This window comes from Microbacterium sp. (assembly GCF_031988965.1).
In the GTDB taxonomy this organism is placed as follows: domain Bacteria; phylum Actinomycetota; class Actinomycetes; order Actinomycetales; family Microbacteriaceae; genus Microbacterium.
This window is the reverse complement of record NZ_DALZXX010000001.1, coordinates 18,527-33,813: the sequence shown is the minus strand read 5'-3', so window position 1 is coordinate 33,813 and position 15,287 is coordinate 18,527. Positions and strand designations below refer to the sequence as shown.

Annotated in this window: 17 protein-coding genes, 1 tRNA gene and 1 other RNA gene; 8 read left to right on the top strand and 11 right to left on the bottom strand. The window is 67.1% G+C overall.

Annotated elements, in window-relative coordinates; translation table 11 throughout:
• The first annotated feature begins 13 nt into the window (after positions 1–13).
• Genes RTM68_RS00200 through RTM68_RS00190 form a run of 3 tightly spaced genes read left to right on the top strand, consistent with a single transcriptional unit; the run spans position 14 to position 2,197 of the window.
• Positions 14–451, top strand: coding sequence for a MarR family transcriptional regulator (locus RTM68_RS00200; protein WP_312167230.1), 438 nt, complete (start codon positions 14–16; stop codon positions 449–451).
• Entirely contained in the window at positions 448–1,674 is a 1,227-nt protein-coding gene (locus RTM68_RS00195; RefSeq protein ID WP_312167228.1) for an MFS transporter, read from the top strand. The genes RTM68_RS00200 and RTM68_RS00195 overlap by 4 nt, the downstream gene beginning before the upstream one ends.
• 49 nt (positions 1,675–1,723) lie before the next feature.
• A complete protein-coding gene (locus RTM68_RS00190) occupies positions 1,724–2,197 on the top strand; it encodes a YbaK/EbsC family protein (RefSeq protein WP_312167226.1) in 474 nt (157 codons plus the stop codon).
• A gap of 94 nt (positions 2,198–2,291) precedes the next feature.
• On the opposite strand, the gene RTM68_RS00185 is transcribed toward RTM68_RS00190, so the two are convergent.
• Positions 2,292–2,364, bottom strand: a tRNA-Lys gene (locus RTM68_RS00185).
• Between the two features lie 147 nt (positions 2,365–2,511).
• Here RTM68_RS00185 and RTM68_RS00180 point away from each other — a divergent pair.
• From RTM68_RS00180 to RTM68_RS00170, 3 genes are read left to right on the top strand one after another with little or no spacing between them, the layout of a single operon-like run.
• Positions 2,512–3,309 carry an inositol monophosphatase family protein gene (locus RTM68_RS00180; RefSeq protein ID WP_312167223.1) on the top strand — a complete coding sequence of 266 codons (798 nt, stop codon included), beginning with the start codon at positions 2,512–2,514 and terminating at the stop codon, positions 3,307–3,309.
• 20 nt (positions 3,310–3,329) lie between these two features.
• The gene (locus RTM68_RS00175; RefSeq protein WP_312167221.1) at positions 3,330–3,902 is read left to right on the top strand and encodes a hypothetical protein; all 573 of its coding nucleotides are present in this window, start codon (positions 3,330–3,332) and stop codon (positions 3,900–3,902) included.
• Between the two features lie 43 nt (positions 3,903–3,945).
• The gene (locus tag RTM68_RS00170) at positions 3,946–4,809 is read left to right on the top strand and encodes a transposase (protein ID WP_312167218.1); all 864 of its coding nucleotides are present in this window, start codon (positions 3,946–3,948) and stop codon (positions 4,807–4,809) included.
• Between the two features lie 47 nt (positions 4,810–4,856).
• On the opposite strand, the gene ssrA is transcribed toward RTM68_RS00170, so the two are convergent.
• Positions 4,857–5,197, bottom strand: a transfer-messenger RNA (tmRNA) gene (gene ssrA, locus RTM68_RS00165).
• A 149-nt stretch (positions 5,198–5,346) separates the two neighbouring features.
• On the opposite strand from ssrA, the gene RTM68_RS00160 reads away from it, so the two are divergent.
• Positions 5,347–6,015 carry an SIMPL domain-containing protein gene (locus RTM68_RS00160; RefSeq protein ID WP_312167215.1) on the top strand — a complete coding sequence of 223 codons (669 nt, stop codon included), beginning with the start codon at positions 5,347–5,349 and terminating at the stop codon, positions 6,013–6,015.
• A 6-nt stretch (positions 6,016–6,021) separates the two neighbouring features.
• On the opposite strand, the gene hflX is transcribed toward RTM68_RS00160, so the two are convergent.
• Positions 6,022–7,539 (bottom strand): GTPase HflX, encoded by a 1,518-nt coding sequence (gene hflX / locus RTM68_RS00155; RefSeq protein ID WP_312167213.1) that lies wholly within the window; start codon positions 7,537–7,539, stop codon positions 6,022–6,024.
• A gap of 68 nt (positions 7,540–7,607) precedes the next feature.
• Here hflX and RTM68_RS00150 point away from each other — a divergent pair, with 68 nt between their 5' ends.
• Complete coding sequence (locus RTM68_RS00150; RefSeq protein ID WP_312167210.1) at positions 7,608–8,261, top strand: methyltransferase; 654 nt, start codon at positions 7,608–7,610, stop codon at positions 8,259–8,261.
• Positions 8,262–8,360: 99 nt separating this feature from the next.
• On the opposite strand, the gene dapF is transcribed toward RTM68_RS00150, so the two are convergent.
• The 8 genes from dapF to RTM68_RS00110 form a co-directional block, all read right to left on the bottom strand.
• Entirely contained in the window at positions 8,361–9,233 is an 873-nt protein-coding gene (gene dapF, locus RTM68_RS00145; RefSeq protein WP_312167207.1) for a diaminopimelate epimerase, read from the bottom strand.
• Between the two features lie 22 nt (positions 9,234–9,255).
• Positions 9,256–9,699, bottom strand: a complete 444-nt coding sequence (locus RTM68_RS00140; protein WP_312167205.1) for a GNAT family acetyltransferase — start codon at positions 9,697–9,699, stop codon at positions 9,256–9,258.
• On the bottom strand, positions 9,696–10,253 hold the full coding sequence (locus tag RTM68_RS00135; RefSeq protein WP_312167203.1) for a dihydrofolate reductase family protein: 558 nt from the start codon (positions 10,251–10,253) through the stop codon (positions 9,696–9,698). Before RTM68_RS00135 ends, RTM68_RS00140 begins: the two co-directional genes overlap by 4 nt.
• A gap of 29 nt (positions 10,254–10,282) precedes the next feature.
• Positions 10,283–11,221, bottom strand: a complete 939-nt coding sequence (miaA, locus tag RTM68_RS00130) for a tRNA (adenosine(37)-N6)-dimethylallyltransferase MiaA (protein ID WP_312167200.1) — start codon at positions 11,219–11,221, stop codon at positions 10,283–10,285.
• The gene (miaB, locus tag RTM68_RS00125; protein ID WP_312167197.1) at positions 11,218–12,765 is read right to left on the bottom strand and encodes a tRNA (N6-isopentenyl adenosine(37)-C2)-methylthiotransferase MiaB; all 1,548 of its coding nucleotides are present in this window, start codon (positions 12,763–12,765) and stop codon (positions 11,218–11,220) included. Before miaB ends, miaA begins: the two co-directional genes overlap by 4 nt.
• Before the next feature lie 63 nt (positions 12,766–12,828).
• On the bottom strand, positions 12,829–13,323 hold the full coding sequence (locus RTM68_RS00120; protein ID WP_312167195.1) for a regulatory protein RecX: 495 nt from the start codon (positions 13,321–13,323) through the stop codon (positions 12,829–12,831).
• Positions 13,324–13,739: 416 nt separating this feature from the next.
• Entirely contained in the window at positions 13,740–14,786 is a 1,047-nt protein-coding gene (gene recA / locus RTM68_RS00115) for a recombinase RecA (protein ID WP_194764186.1), read from the bottom strand.
• A gap of 262 nt (positions 14,787–15,048) precedes the next feature.
• On the bottom strand, positions 15,049–15,273 hold the full coding sequence (locus RTM68_RS00110) for a DUF3046 domain-containing protein (RefSeq protein ID WP_312167190.1): 225 nt from the start codon (positions 15,271–15,273) through the stop codon (positions 15,049–15,051).
• Between the last annotated feature and the right edge of the window lie 14 nt (positions 15,274–15,287).

Sequence of the window (15,287 nt, the reverse complement as noted above, 5' to 3'; positions counted from 1 at the left end):
TATACTTGATGGTATGAACCGCATCGACGTGATCCCCTCGCTCGTGCTCTCCGGGTACGCGCTGGGCCGCATCGCAGCCCAGGACGCGGGGAACGACGCGCCCGCCGCGCAGTGGCGCATCCTGAACCTCCTCGAGCAATCCGGACCGAAGCGAGTCGGTGAACTCGCCGCCGCCGCGCGAACGACCCAACCGGGCATGACCAGGCTCATCGGCAATCTGGAGCGGGAGGGCCTCGTACTGCGCTCCCCCGTGCCGGAGGACTCCCGGGCGATCGCCGTCGAGATCACCGCCGCAGGGTCCGACGCGCTGTCCGACTGGCGCGCCGAGTTCCGCGACACACTCGCCCCCCGCTTCGCCGCCCTCGATGACGATGACTGGAGCGCACTCACCCGCGCAGCCGAGATCCTGGCCGCACACACCGCAATCGAATCGACAGGAGCACAACGGTGACCAGCACCACCACATCCATATGGAAGCAGCCCGCCCAGGTGTGGGCGGTCGCGTTCGCCTGCGTCGTCGCCTTCATGGGGATCGGGCTGGTCGACCCGATCCTTCCCGCCATCGCAGACTCCCTGCAGGCGAGCCCTTTCGAGACGGAACTCCTGTTCACGAGCTACCTCGCGGTCACGGGGCTCGCGATGCTGGTGACCAGCTGGATCTCGAGTCGCATCGGCGCCAAGAAGACGCTGCTGATCGGACTCGCACTGATCGTCGTGTTCGCGCTGCTGTGCGCACTCAGCGGCAGCGTCGACGCCGTCATCGGGTTCCGCGCAGGTTGGGGCCTCGGCAACGCGCTCTTCATCTCGACCGCGTTGGCCACCATCGTCGGCGCGGCGTCAGGCGGCAGCGCCGCAGCGATCATCCTCTACGAAGCCGCTCTCGGACTCGGAATCGCCATCGGCCCTCTGCTCGGCGGCATCCTCGGCGAGCAGAGCTGGCGTGCACCGTTCTTCGGCGTGGTCGTCCTGATGGCCATCGCGTTCCTCGCAGTGCTGGTGCTGCTGCGCGGCCCCGAAGGCGCACGCACTCCCATCCCCTTCTCCGCGCCGTTCAAGGCTCTCGGCCGCCCCGCCCTCGCGGTCCTCGCGATCGCCGCCTTCTTCTACAACATCGGCTTCTTCATCCTGCTGGCGTTCTCTCCGTTCCCCCTCGGCTTCGGAGCGATGGGCATCGGCTTCACCTTCTTCGGCTGGGGCGTCGCGCTCGCGATCACGAGCGTCTGGGTCGCTCCCCTGCTGATGCGTCGGATGCCGCGCACCCGAGTCATCCTGATCGTGCTCCCCCTGCTCGCGATCGATCTCGTCGTCGCCGGCCTCCTCGTCGAGTCGGCCGCAGCGCTGGTGACCTGCATCGTGATCGGCGGCCTCCTGCTCGGCATCATGAACACGGTCCTCACCGAAGCGGTCATGGAGGCGACGGATCTCCCCCGCTCGGTCGCCTCGTCGGCATACTCCTCGGTGCGGTTCCTCGGTGGAGCGGTCGCCCCGCCTCTGGCCGCAGCCCTCTGGCACGCGTTCAGCGCGACCGTGCCGTATCTGGTCGCCGCCGCCGCAGTCCTCGTCGCCGCGCTGGTGATCTTCCTGGGCCGCTCGACGCTCGCGCACATCGACGACGAGCCCGACGATGCGGCGGTCGAAGACGCCGAGGCGATCCTGATGGGTGACGCCGCCTGAGAGCCCCGGACAGACGATCGAGCCTGCTGACGTTCGGTACGGTAGGGCCATGAGCGCCCTCCCCGAACGCAGCAGGCTCGTTCAGCAGCACCTCGATGCGGGCGGGGTCCACACCGAGATCAGGGTCCTCCCCGACTCCGCGCGCACCGCAGCCGAAGCGGCCGCCGCGATCGGCTGCGACGTGACGGCCATAGCGAACAGCCTGGTCTTCCTCGCCGACGGGTCTCCGGTGCTCGTGATGACGAGCGGTGGCCATCGCGCCGATCTCGCGGCGCTCGCGCTCGGGATCGGCGCCCGCGAGGTGGTCATGGCACCGGCATCCGTCGTCCGCGAGTCCACCGGCCAGGCCATCGGCGGAGTGGCGCCCGTCGGACATCCTGCGCCGCTTCGCACCTACATCGACGAGAGTCTGAGCGCACATGAGGAGATCTGGGCGGCTGCCGGGCATCCCCACACAGTCATGCCGTTGACGTTCGCCTCGCTGCAGAACCTCACGCACGGCACCGTCATCGCCGTCGCCTGACCCCGAAGCGGCTTCAGAGCGACCGTCGCGTTCCCGCGGTCATGGGAATGCAGAAAAGCCCCGATGACTGGCGAGAGTCATCAGGGCTGATCCGTGCACCCCCTCGGACTTGAACCGAGAACCCACTGATTAAGAGTCAGTTGCTCTGCCGATTGAGCTAGAGGTGCGTAGCCGGTGAATTCCCCGGCCGAGGAATTACATTACCAGCCGATCACGTCGAGGCGAAATCGAGGCGAGCACTCCGTGCGCGCCGCGCGTGTCGCCCCGATTCCGCGTGCAGAATCTCACGGATTCCGGGCGGTTATCCTGAGAACGTGACCGATTCCACGCACTCCGCAGATCTGTCCAGTGACCTCGCGCTGGCGCTCAGGCTCGCCGATGCGGCCGACGCGCAGTCGCTCGCGCGCTTCGACAGTGCGGATCTCGAGATCCGCACCAAGGCCGATCGATCCCACGTCACGGACGCCGACCTCGCGACAGAGCGCGCGATCCGCGAGATCCTCGCGTCGGAGCGCCCCGACGACGGGATCTTCGGCGAGGAGTTCGGCGCAGAGGGCAGCACCGAACGACAGTGGATCATCGACCCGATCGACGGCACCGCGAACTTCCTGCGCGGTGTGCCGCTGTGGGGCACCATGATCGCTCTCGCCGTCGACGGCGTACCCCAGGTGGGCGTGGTCAGCATGCCGGCGCTGAGCCGCCGCTGGTGGGGTTCGACCGGGTCCGGAGCGTGGACGGCGACCGACGACGGCCCTCGACGCCTGCACACGTCGGACGTGTCCTCGCTCGACGACGCCAGCGTCAGTTTCCAGAGCATCACGCAGTGGGCCGATGCCGGCCGACTTCCGCAGCTGCTCACTCTCGCCGACCGGGTCTGGCGCGACCGCGCCTACGGCGACATCTACGCGTACATGCTCCTCGCAGAGGGGCGCCTCGAGATGGTCGCCGAGTTCGGGGTGAAGGAGTACGACATCGCGGCCGCCGTGCCGATCGTGCGCGAGGCGGGAGGGCGCATGACCGGTTTCGACGGCGCCGAGACGATCTCCGACCTCTCGACACTCGCCAGCAACGGCACGCTGCACGACGCGTTCCTCGAGCTCCTGCACGACTGACCACCACGAAGGCCCCCGCGATGACCCCCCGCATCACCTCCGTCGGCATCGGCGCTCTGCTCCTCGCGATCGCGATGACCGGATGCTCCGCCTCGGCGCCTGAGGCGACCACACCCTCTCCGGAGGCTCCACAGCCCTCAGCGAGCGCGCCCGCCGACCCCGTGACGACTCCGACTCCGCTCGCCACTCCTGCGAAGCCCACGTGCGAGACCATGATCTCGGACGGCACCGTGAGTGCGCTCACGGAGGTGGGGTGGACGGCCGAGGAAGAAGAGGAGTTCGTGATCGGCGATGTCACGATGTCCGAGGGGCTGCTGTGCTTCTGGGCGGACTACTCGGTCGCCTCGGACCACGGGCAGCTGTACGGCTGGTCTCCGATCACTCTCGATGATGCGACCCGGGCGCAGTCGTCGCTCCTGGCCCAGGGGTGGACACGCGAAGACGGCCCGGACGGGATCTACATCACCGAGGATCCACAGTTCTCGATGGGCACGGATGACGCCGGGTATGGGATGACCTATCTGTTCGGGGACGGCTGGGTCAAGTTCGCCGACACCCGCGAAGGACTCATCCTGATCGACTGGGCCGGCTGAGCGGCCCCCCAGCCCAGGAACACGCGAGGGTAGTGTCTCTGTCATGACACGTGAGGTCTCGCTCGAGGGCATCGCGTCGGAGCTGTATGCCGGCCCCCTCGACGAGTTCATCCCCGCGCGGAACGCCCGTGCGCGGGAATCGGCATCACTCGATCCCGCCCTCGCCGCACGAATCAGAGAGCTTCGCAAACCGTCGGTCGCCGCATGGGTGGTGAACGTCTTCGCGGTCGAGCGGAGCGCGCAGCTCGACGAAGCATTACAGCTCGCAGAGCAGCTCCGCGACGCGCAAGAGGACCTCGACGCCAAGGCACTCAGCCAGCTCGGTCGAGATCGACGGGCGCTGACCGCCCAGCTGGCATCGCTCGCATCCGACCTCGCAGAGGCGCGAGGAGAGCGCGTCACCGCCGCGACGAGGGAATCGGTGCAGCAGACCCTCAGTGCGGCGTTCTTCGACGCGGATGCCGCCGCCGCCGTGTCGTCAGGGCGACTCGTGCGCGCTCTCGAACCGCGAGGAACCTTCGCGGAGTCGATGGAGTCGATCGTCGGGGGCGGCGCTCCCCTGTCGACGGCACCGGCGGAGAAGCCCATCGACGAGGTCAACGCACGGAGGCGGCGACGCGACGCCGAACGCCTGGTCAGAGAGGCCGAGCAGACGCGGGACCGAGCCGCTCGGGGAGCGACAGCCGCGGCTCGTGCGCTCCAGGAGGCCGAGGCTGATGCGAAGGCGCTCGCTTCCCGCGCGGCCGAGCTGGAGAACGAGCTCGCGGCGACGCGGCGGGATATGGAGCGCGCCGGCGATGCCGCGGAGGACACTCAGAGGACGCAGCAGGATGCCGCAGCCCGGTTGGCCGACGCCGAGAAGGCGCTGCGCCGAGCGCAAGCCGCTCTCGAGCACCTCGACGACTGACCCGACAGCTCACTTCGGCTCGTGCGACAAGCTCCTGCACGCAGAGAACCCCCGTCCAACGCTGAGTCTCCACGCCTTCTCCGGGCGCAGTCTGTGCAGACGTTCTGCTCGGCTCCGACCTTTGTCACAGACACCTAAGTCGACGAGCCCAGCCTGGGAAGAGTCCCACGTGACGTCCAGACGCCATCACGCAGCAAGATTCCTAGATGACGCCAGGATCCGTATCGGAATCACATACGGCCTGACGGACTATCGGGCTCGCTTATGCAGCGAGGGCGAAGTCGTTGCGCTTGGTTTCGGCAACTATTTTTTTGCAGAGAGCGTTTACGAGATAACTCTGCATCCTCGGCCCGCTTCTCGTGGATTCACAGGCGCTGTCGAAACCGATCAGCCCCGTGGTCCTTCTCTCGAAGGAGCCGCTGTCACACTGTGGAGTTTCCAACTCGGAGACCGAAGTACCCGAGCATCACAGACTACAACGTTCGCACCCCGTTCGCCATTCCTTCGGGCGTCAGGACGCTGGCGTAGAGTCGCCCCATGAGCGAAGTGACCGTCACCGTCCGCGGCGAGCATGAGGCGCGGGTCGCGCCCGAGCGCGCCACCATCCGAGTCACCGTACACGCAGAGGGGCCCGAACGTGCCTCTGTGGTCGACCGGGTGATGAGACTGGCCGAACCTGTCCGCGACAGTATCACCACGCGTAAAGACGACGGAACCATCGTCGAGTGGACGAGCAAGCGCCTCTCCGTTCGCGCCGAGCGGCCATGGAACAACGAAGGCAAGAGGCTCGCCCCGGTGTATTACGCGAGCATCGACCTGACCGCGACGTTCGCCGAGGCATCCGAGCTCTCCATCTGGGTGTCGGACGTGTCCCCCTGGGACGGTGTCGAGGTCGGCTGGGTGAACTGGCACCTCACCCCTGAGACGAACTCCCGGATCGAGCGCGAGGTCGCCGCCGAGGCGGTCGGGGTGGCCGTCGCGCGAGCTCAGACGTACGCGACCGCCCTCGGACTCGGTGACGTCGTGCCGATCGAGATCGCGGATGTCGGACTGATCGCCCCGACGCCCGCGCCGCCGTTCGCGGGGATGGCGAAGGCGCGAGGATCCGCGCTCGCCTCCGCCGATGCCGGCAGCGCATCGATGGAGTACGAGCCGGACGAGATCGTCATCTCTGCGACCGTCGAGGCTCGCTTTCTGGCGAGCTGACCGGCGTCAGGCGTCGTTGTCGCTGGAGAACGGCGCGAGATCTGCCGCGAGGCGCTCGGAGACGCGGGCATGCACGGCTGTGCCGCCCTCCAGATGCTCGACGGAGAGCAGCATGCCCGTCTCATGGATCGCAGCGACGAGGTCGCCACGGTCATACGGGACGACCGCGTGGACCTCGACCGCGGGCTGGGGAAGGGCCTCCTCGATCGCGGCGCGAAGCTCCTCGACGCCCTCACCCGATCGCGACGAGACGAAGTGTGCTTTCGGCTCGAGGCCGCGTAGGACGAGCCGCTCCCCCTCATCGATCAGGTCGGCCTTGTTGAACACCACGAGTTCAGGCATGTCCCGCACGCCGACATCGCCCATCACGTCGCGGACGGTCTGCAGCTGACCGGCCGGGTCAGGGTGCGATCCGTCGACGACATGCAGCACGACGTCCGCGTCTCCCACCTCTTCGAGAGTGGAGCGGAACGCCTCGACCAACTGGTGCGGCAGGTTGCGCACGAAGCCGACCGTGTCGGTGAGCGTGTAGACGCGACCGTCGGAGGTCTCGGACCTGCGCACTGTCGCGTCCAGTGTCGCGAACAGGGCGTTCTCGACCAGCACTCCGGCGCTCGTGAGCGCGTTGAGGAGACTCGACTTGCCCGCGTTCGTGTATCCGGCGATTGCCACGGAGGGAATCGTGTTGCGCTTTCGTTCCGCGCGCTTCGCTTCGCGTGCCGGGCCGAAATCGCGGATCTGGCGACGCAGCAGGGCCATCTTGGTGCGGATTCGGCGTCGATCGAGCTCGATCTTCGTCTCACCGGGACCACGTGATCCCATACCGGCGCCACCGGCACCGACCTGGCCACCGGCCTGACGGCTCATCGAGTCACCCCAGCCTCGCAGACGGGGCAGAAGGTATTCGAGCTGGGCGAGTTCGACCTGCGCCTTGCCCTCGCGGCTCTTCGCATGCTGGCTGAAGATGTCGAGGATCACGGTGGTCCGGTCGATGACCTTGACCTTGACCACGTCCTCCAGGGCGCGCCTCTGGCTGGGTGCGAGCTCCGTGTCGGCGATCACCGTGTCGGCGCCCGTGGCGGCGACGATGTCCTTGAGCTCCTGAGCTTTGCCGCGTCCGATGTAGGTCGCGGCATCCGGATGCGGGCGGCGCTGCAGCACACCGTCGAGCACCACAGCACCCGCGGTCTCCGCCAGAGCGGCGAGCTCGCGCAGCGAGTTCTCGGCATCCTCCTGGGCACCCTGCGGATACACGCCCACCAGCACCACGTTCTCGAGCCGGAGCTGTCGATACTCGACCTCGGTGACGTCCTCGAGCTCGGTCGACAGCCCTCCGACGCGCCGCAGTGCGTGCCGATCCTCCAGATCCCACTGATCACCGTCCGACGTCGCGTGCGACGCCGTGGAATGGTCCTGCAGCGCCTGGGCTGCTCCGAACACACGAGGCTCGGTGCGCTTCTCCGCATTCGCGAGCACGCGCTCGACCGCTCCGTCGTCCGTGGTGGGTGTGGTGCTCTCCGTCATCCGGTCCTTGTCTCTGGGTTTTGTTGCGAGCCTTAACCTTAGCCCGCGCTGTCCGCTACGCTCACGGTATGGGGTCCGACCATTACTTCACCGCGGCCCCGGCAAGCCCCGAGAACCTGCGCTCGCTCCGTGTGACGCTCGCAGGCCGTGAGCTGGACGTCACAACCGCTGGTGGCGTCTTCAGCCCGGATCGGCTGGATGCCGGTACCGCCGTCCTACTCAACAACATGCCGCCCGTCCCGCCGGGTGGTGATCTTCTCGACCTCGGCAGCGGATGGGGACCCATCTCGCTGTCGATGGCACTCGCCGCTCCGCACGCGACCGTCTGGGCCGTCGACGTCAATGAGCGTGCCCTCGACCTGGTCCGCCGCAACGCCAAGGCGCTGGGCCTCACCAATGTCAACGCGTCGCTGCCCGGCGATGTTCCCGACGACGTGACCTTCCGCACCATCCGCTCGAACCCGCCCATCCGCGTGGGCAAGAGCGAGCTGCACGGACTGCTCGAGAAGTGGATCCCTCGGCTCGACGAGCGCAGCGACGCCTGGCTCGTCGTCCAGCGCAACCTGGGCGCCGATTCGTTGCAGCGCTGGATCGCCGCGACCTTCCAGCCGGGGTTCAGCGTGCATCGGACCGCGACGGCAAAGGGATACCGCGTCTTGAAGGTTCGCAAGCACGGATCACCGCCGACCGAGCCGATCGCGGTGGCCGAGGTCGAGTCCTGAGCTGAACCGGAGTGGCTCCCAGCAGGTCTCTGAGACCCCAGGCGCAGCGTCACGTCGCGAGCCGGCCGTGCCGTCGCGAATCCTCAGACGAGGGAATCCTCAGACGAGGTCGACCTCGCCGCTGAAGACCAGCTGCGCAGGACCCGACAGGGCGACGTGCTCGCCGTCCTCTGCGGGGAACATCCGTACGCCGAGGGTGCCGCCGGGGACCTCCACCCGCCAATTGTTCGGAGCCTGCTCACCGGCCCAGTAACGCACGGCGAGGGCTGTGGCGGCGACGCCAGTGCCGCAGCTGAGCGTTTCGCCGACCCCGCGTTCCGAGACCCTCATCCGCACATGACCGATGCCGTCCCGAACGAGCGGCTCCCCCGGTACGACGAACTCGACGTTCGCGCCCGCAGGCAGGCGAGGCTCGAGTTCAGGTGCTCGGTGCAGTTCGAGCGATGCAAGTTCGACATCGGAGGCGAGCGCCACGACGACGTGAGGGTTGCCGACATCGATTCCGAGGCCCGGGCGTGTGACGGCCAGACCGTCGGCCGTCACGAGCGGATCGTCTCCGGAGAGCTTCCACAGTCCGAGATCGACCTGGTACCCGGTCTCGCTGCGCGTCACATCGCGAACACCTGCGCGCGTTCCGATCGGCAGGGTGGAACCCGCCTCGATCGTGGCGAGGCCCGAACGCACGAGGTAGTGCGCGAAGACGCGGATTCCGTTGCCGCACATCTCGGCGATCGAGCCATCGGCATTGCGATAGTCCATGAACCACTCGGCGTTCGGCTCTTCTTCGAGCGCAGCGCGTCCGTCGGGGATCGCAGCCGATCGCACGACACGGAGAATGCCGTCTGCGCCGATGCCGAAGTGGCGATCGCACAGCACTGCGACCTGCTCGACGCTCAGGTCGAGAGCACCGTCAGGATCGGCGATGATGACGAAATCGTTGCCGGTGCCGTGCCCTTTGGTGAATGCGACCATGGAACCAGTCTAGGGATTCCCGTCACGCGTCGACGACGAGGCGCTTGCCGGTGTTCGAGACCGTGAACGGCTCGTATCCGAGCGCCTCATAGAATCCGAGAACCGCCTCGTTGCCCTCGCGGATCATCAGTTGCACCTTGGGACAGCCCATCGCGACGAGCAGGCGCTCCGCCTCTGCCACCAGCGCACGGGCGACGCCTCGCCCCCGGTGGGACGGTGCCGAGGCGAGATAGTAGAGCCAGCCGCGATGTCCGTCGTACCCCGCCATGACGCTTCCGACGATGCGCGCACGGGATTCCTCCTCGTCGTGCGACTCCGCGACGAGGAAGAGCTCCGGCTGCACGGCGAGCTTTCGTTCGATGTCGAGACGTGGATCGTTCCATGGCCGAGTGAGCCCGGCATCCGACCAGAGCACCACGATCTCCTCGGTGTCGGCTCGGTCGAAGGCGCGGATGGTCCAGCTCATTCGCCCGAGTCCAGAGCCTCTCGTGCCTGACCTCTCAGCACGCGGTAACGACCACACAGGAAGCTGCGGTTGCGCGCAACCTCGACGAGCTCGAGGTCGAGGGCTCTCGGTAGGAGCGGCGCCCCGGATCCGAGAGTCACCGGCGCATACTGCACCCAGACCTCGTCGAGCAGACCTGCATCCGCGAACTGGCCCGCGAGGTCGCCACCACCGACCACCCAGAGATCTCTGCCCGCCGCGGCATCGATCATCGCGCGGTGCAGCTCTGCGACGTCGCCCTGTGCCAGGCGGATGTCCGCCCCGGCGGGCAGCGTGATCTCACGGTGCGTGAACACCCAGGTCGGCTGCGTGTAGCCCCAGCGCCCGTCCTCGTGACGCATGACCCACTCGAAGCTCGATGCCCCCATCGCCAGTGCGCCGACGTTCTTCTCGAACGCCGCGTAGGACATCGGCCCGTCCTCATCGATCTCCTGCTTCAGCAGCCAGTCGAGGGAGTGCTCGGTCGTCGCGATGAAGCCGTCGAGGCTGGATGCCGTGTAGTAGTGGGTCGCCATGTTCTCAGGATCCCACCCCTCACCGACATTCAGGACTCGAGCAGGTCTCGGGCGCGGATCGGCGCGTCGTGCCAGGAGAGTTCCGGATAGCGCTTGAACCACGAGACCTGACGCCGCGCGTACCGGCGAGTGAGGGCCTGCGTCTCGGCGATGGCCTCGGCACGTGTGAGCCGGCCGTCGAGCTGCGCCAGAGCCTGGGCGTACCCGATGGCACGCTGCGCAGTGGTGCCGCTCTCGAGCCCGTGCGCACGCAGTGCCTCCACTTCTGCGAGAAGCCCTGCCTGCCACATGCGCTCCACCCTCGCGTCGAGACGCTCGACGAGATCAGCACGGTCGAGGTGGACGCCCACGATGCGCGTATCCGCCCGCCAGAGCTCCGGACGCTCGGGCAGGGCCGCGCCGTGGGTGGCGCTCCCCTGTTCGAGGACCTCGAGAGCACGGATCACACGTCGACCGTTGCGCGGGTCCACGCGGGCTGCCGTCGCCGGATCCAGCGACCGGAGGCGGTCGAGCAGCACATCGATGCCCAGCGACTCCAGCTCACGCTCCAGACGCTCACGCGTGGCGGCGTCACGCGGCGGGAAGGCGAAGTCGTAGACGACGCTGGACACATAGAGGCCCGACCCTCCGACGAGGATCGCGTCTCCACCTCGAGCCTGGACGTCGGCGATCGCAGCACGTGCCAACGGCTGGTACCACGCCACAGCCGCCTCTTCGTCGACAGCACGGACGTCGAAGAGATGGTGACGGATTCCTCGGCGCTCAGCCTCAGGAACCTTCGCCGTGCCGATGTCCATGCCACGGTAGAGCTGCATCGCGTCGGCGTTGACGATCTCGGCGGGGTTGCCACGGTCACGCAGAGTCTCGGCGAGGTCGAGCGCGAGGTCGCTCTTTCCCGTGCCGGTCGCCCCGACGATCGCCCAGAGCCGCGTCCGTGGAGTGGTCGGCGCTGAGTTCGGTTCTGTCACACGCCCACGCGGAGGGAGGGAAGCCCCAAGGAGACGGCGCGCGGTGAGCCGTCGGAGATCGCGGTCGGGACGGCGCAGGACTCGGCTTGACCGCGATCCCATGCGTCACCGCCGCGCGTACGCCTGATGCGCAACGATGCTCCCGTCGGGTCGTCAGCGAGCAAGTGGAACGGCGCAGCGTGGGTGACGGTCACGGTGACGGCGTCGCCGGGTCGAGGCACTGCCGACTCCGAGGGCACCTCGAAATGCACCAGTCGGTTGTCCTGCGCGCGTCCCGTGAGGCGGTGGGTCGCAGAGTCCTTCTTTCCTTCACCCGTCGAGACGATCACCTCGATCTCGCGGCCGACCTGCTTCTGGTTCTCCTCGAGAGAGATCCGCTCCTGCAGCGCGAGCAGACGTTCGTACCGCTCCTGCACGACCGCTTTCGGGATCTGATCGTCCATCGTCGCCGCGGGCGTGCCCTCGCGGATCGAGTACTGGAAGGTGAAGGCGCTCGCGAATCGCGCCTGTTCCACGACACGCAGGGTGTCTTCGAAGTCCTCATCGGTCTCGCCGGGGAATCCGACGATGATGTCGGTGGTGATGGCGGCGTTCGGGATCCTGTCACGAACACGATCGAGGATGCCGAGGAACTTCTCGCTACGGTATGAGCGCCGCATCGCCTTGAGGATGCGGTCGCTGCCGGACTGCAGAGGCATGTGCAGCTGAGGCATGACGTTTGGCGTCTCCGCCATGGCGTCGATGACGTCGTCGGTGAAAGCCGCCGGGTGCGGGCTCGTGAAGCGGATGCGCTCGAGGCCCTCGATCTCACCGACCGCGCGCAGCAGCTTGCCGAATGCCTGACGATCGCCGAACTCGACCCCGTAGGAGTTGACGTTCTGGCCGAGCAGTGTGACCTCGATGGCGCCGTCGTCGACGAGAAGGCGGATCTCGTTGAGGATGTCTCCCGGACGGCGGTCCTTCTCCTTGCCGCGAAGGCTCGGCACGATGCAGAACGTGCAGGTGTTGTTGCAGCCGACGGAGATCGAGACCCAGCCGCTGTGCGCCGAGTCGCGCTTCGTGGGAAGAGTCGAGGGGAACACCTCGAGTGATTCGAGGATCTCGAGCTCGGCCTCGCCGTTGTGCCGTGCGCGCTCGAGAAGACTGGGGAGCGAGCCCATGTTGTGCGTACCGAACACCACATCGACCCACGGGGCCTTGTCGAGCACCGCCTGCTTGTCCATCTGAGCGAGGCACCCGCCGACCGCGATCTGCATTCCGTCCTTGCGGCGCTTGACGGCGGCCAGCTGTCCGAGCGTGCCGTAGAGCTTGCCTGCCGCGTTGTCGCGAACAGCACAGGTGTTGATTATCACGACATCGGGTTCGTCCCCATCGGCGGCACGGGTGTACCCGGCGCTCTCGAGAGAGCCCGACAGCCGCTCGGAGTCGTGGACGTTCATCTGGCAGCCGAATGTGCGCACTTCATAGGAGCGCCGGCGCCCATCGCGGTCGATTGCTGCTGACGACGATGTGATGATCGTCGGTTCACTGCGCGGGATAGTCATGATGCTCCCATTCTACGAGCGAGCGTCAAGGGAGACTCTGCAGCGATGCCGGCGCCGCAGCCGTCAGTCCGATTCCACGAACCGAACGCCCGACGACGGGCGACCGCGGGTGACCTCGGCAAGAGCGGTCTTCGCCGCAGACATCGCGACCGAGCCGTTGTAGCCTCGCCGAGCGAGCTGGCCCATGAGACGACGCAGTGCGGTGTCGTGCTCGAGCCGAGCGAGCGATGTCGCCTTGGTGCGCGCGAACTCGAGGGCGCGAGCCTCATCGTCGTCGGGAAGCTCAGAGAGGGCGGAGTCGATCACATCGCGCGAGATGCCCCGCTGCGCGAGCGCACGCGAGAGTGCGACCCTCCCCTGCCCCTTGCGCTCGACGCCCGCGGTGATCAGCTGCTCAGCGAGGACACCGTCGTCGAGGTATCCACGGCGACCGAACTCGTCGAGCACGTCATCGATCTGGGCCGAGTCGAGACGCACCCCCTCCCGTTCGAATCCGCGGAGCACGAGACGCGCTTCGGAGATCGACAGTGAGCGTGTGCGCAGCTTTCGAACGAGCACTTCCTCGGCAGACGTACGGAGCTCCTCGACGCTCGGGGCATCGGCTGCGGCTTCCTGTTCACCTGTGAACTCCAACGCTCGCAGGCGCGGGGACGAATTGCCTCCCCTACGGGCCGGGTGACTCTCACCCGGGGATCCTTCAGGTCGACCTCGCGCAGACTCGCCGCGCGGAACAGGTCGGCGCAGGTCAGAGGCCGCGCCGCTCCACGTCGAATGCCACGACGCAGGGTCGGATTCGGACACCGACTCGCTGTGGCGCTCTGGTGTAGATGCATCCGACTGCGCCGAATCGGCCAGAGGGTCCCCCGTGCGGATCGCGGTCGTGGACGGGCGCGCGGCCGACGCCTTCGCTCCGAAGAGCGGGATGACGGGAGCGAGCCGCTCGGACTCGCTCCCGCCGTCACGATCGACCATGATCAGGCCGGGCGACGCTCGGCGAGCTCATCAGCAGGTCCGTCTGCAACGGCCCCGCCGATACCGAGCTTCTGCTTGATCTGCGTCTCGATAGCGAGAGCGACGTCAGGGTTCTTGAGGAGGAACGACCGCGCGTTCTCCTTGCCCTGTCCGAGCTGATCGCCGTCGTAGGTATACCACGAGCCCGACTTCTTCACGATGGCATGCTCGACACCGAAATCGATCAGGCTGCCCTCTCGCGAGATGCCCACACCGTAGAGGATGTCGAACTCCGCCTGCTTGAAAGGCGGAGCCATCTTGTTCTTCACGACCTTGACCCTGGTGCGGTTTCCGACCGCGTCGGTGCCGTCCTTCAGAGTCTCGATACGGCGGATGTCCATGCGGACGGACGCGTAGAACTTCAGCGCCTTTCCACCAGCGGTGGTCTCAGGGGAACCGAAGAACACACCGATCTTCTCGCGCAGCTGGTTGATGAAGATCATCGTCGTGTTGGTCTGGTTCAGCCCACCGGTGAGCTTTCGCAGCGCCTGAGACATCAGTCGAGCCTGGAGACCCACGTGCGAGTCACCCATCTCACCTTCGATCTCGGCGCGAGGCACGAGCGCGGCCACGGAGTCGATGACGATCAGATCGATCGCGCCGGAACGCACGAGCATGTCTGCGATCTCGAGAGCCTGCTCACCCGTGTCGGGCTGAGAGACGAGAAGCGCGTCGATGTCGACACCGAGCTTCGCTGCGTAGTCGGGATCGAGCGCGTGCTCGGCATCGATGAATGCCGCGATGCCGCCGGCGCGCTGAGCGTTGGCGATCGCGTGCAGGGTGAGGGTCGTCTTACCCGAGGACTCCGGTCCGTAGATCTCGACGATGCGACCACGCGGGAGGCCGCCCACGCCGAGAGCGACGTCGAGGGCGATGGAGCCGGTCGGGATGACGGCGACGGGTGCGCGCTCGTCGCTGCCCAGCCGCATGACCGAGCCCTTTCCGAACTGACGGTCGATCTGGGCGAGGGCGGTCTCGAGGGACTTCTCGCGGTCAGCGGGTGATGGCATGGCGTGCTCCTTATGCTCGCGTGGTGCCGCCTGTAGGCTGTCGCGGTCCTCCCGGTTGGGCGGAACTCTCCGACAAGGCGTATGGCTCTTCGGCTTGTCTTCACCGTACGAGGAGCCTCCGACATTGCGTCGCTGGCATCCAGGAAATCGGGATGACGGTACCTCTGAACCACTTGTGCAGAACACTACGCCCGATTCGAACGCATATTCGACGACACGCCGAAGATCGGTCCGTGAAACCCGGAGAGTCTCGAACAGGACGTCAGCGGCGGCGCGGTTCGAGGCGCCCCGCGCCGTGACGGCGCTCGAGAGGGACATCCGCCTCGATGCACAGCGCCAGCCAGATGTCGCGAGGAGCCACGCCGTCGCCCAGGGCGGCCTCTGCAGTGCGATCACCGAGCTGGGTCAGCACGAGGTCGCTGACGAGCGACGAGCCTCGCGCTCCGAACTCCGCGTCCACGGCGCGAAGGAACTCACTTCGACGCATAGAGAGGAAGAGCC

What these genes read in the sequence shown, in the direction of transcription:
- RTM68_RS00200 (WP_312167230.1), top strand. Translation starts at nt 14, where the DNA reads ATGAACCGCATCGACGTGATCCCCTCGCTCGTGCTCTCCGGGTACGCG.
- RTM68_RS00190 (WP_312167226.1), top strand. Translation starts at nt 1,724, where the DNA reads ATGAGCGCCCTCCCCGAACGCAGCAGGCTCGTTCAGCAGCACCTCGAT.
- RTM68_RS00175 (WP_312167221.1), top strand. Translation starts at nt 3,330, where the DNA reads ATGACCCCCCGCATCACCTCCGTCGGCATCGGCGCTCTGCTCCTCGCG.
- RTM68_RS00170 (WP_312167218.1), top strand. Translation starts at nt 3,946, where the DNA reads ATGACACGTGAGGTCTCGCTCGAGGGCATCGCGTCGGAGCTGTATGCC.
- RTM68_RS00160 (WP_312167215.1), top strand. Translation starts at nt 5,347, where the DNA reads ATGAGCGAAGTGACCGTCACCGTCCGCGGCGAGCATGAGGCGCGGGTC.
- hflX (WP_312167213.1), bottom strand. Translation starts at nt 7,539, where the DNA reads ATGACGGAGAGCACCACACCCACCACGGACGACGGAGCGGTCGAGCGC.
- RTM68_RS00150 (WP_312167210.1), top strand. Translation starts at nt 7,608, where the DNA reads ATGGGGTCCGACCATTACTTCACCGCGGCCCCGGCAAGCCCCGAGAAC.
- dapF (WP_312167207.1), bottom strand. Translation starts at nt 9,233, where the DNA reads ATGGTCGCATTCACCAAAGGGCACGGCACCGGCAACGATTTCGTCATC.
- RTM68_RS00140 (WP_312167205.1), bottom strand. Translation starts at nt 9,699, where the DNA reads ATGAGCTGGACCATCCGCGCCTTCGACCGAGCCGACACCGAGGAGATC.
- RTM68_RS00135 (WP_312167203.1), bottom strand. Translation starts at nt 10,253, where the DNA reads ATGGCGACCCACTACTACACGGCATCCAGCCTCGACGGCTTCATCGCG.
- miaB (WP_312167197.1), bottom strand. Translation starts at nt 12,765, where the DNA reads ATGACTATCCCGCGCAGTGAACCGACGATCATCACATCGTCGTCAGCA.
- recA (WP_194764186.1), bottom strand. Translation starts at nt 14,786, where the DNA reads ATGCCATCACCCGCTGACCGCGAGAAGTCCCTCGAGACCGCCCTCGCC.
- RTM68_RS00110 (WP_312167190.1), bottom strand. Translation starts at nt 15,273, where the DNA reads ATGCGTCGAAGTGAGTTCCTTCGCGCCGTGGACGCGGAGTTCGGAGCG.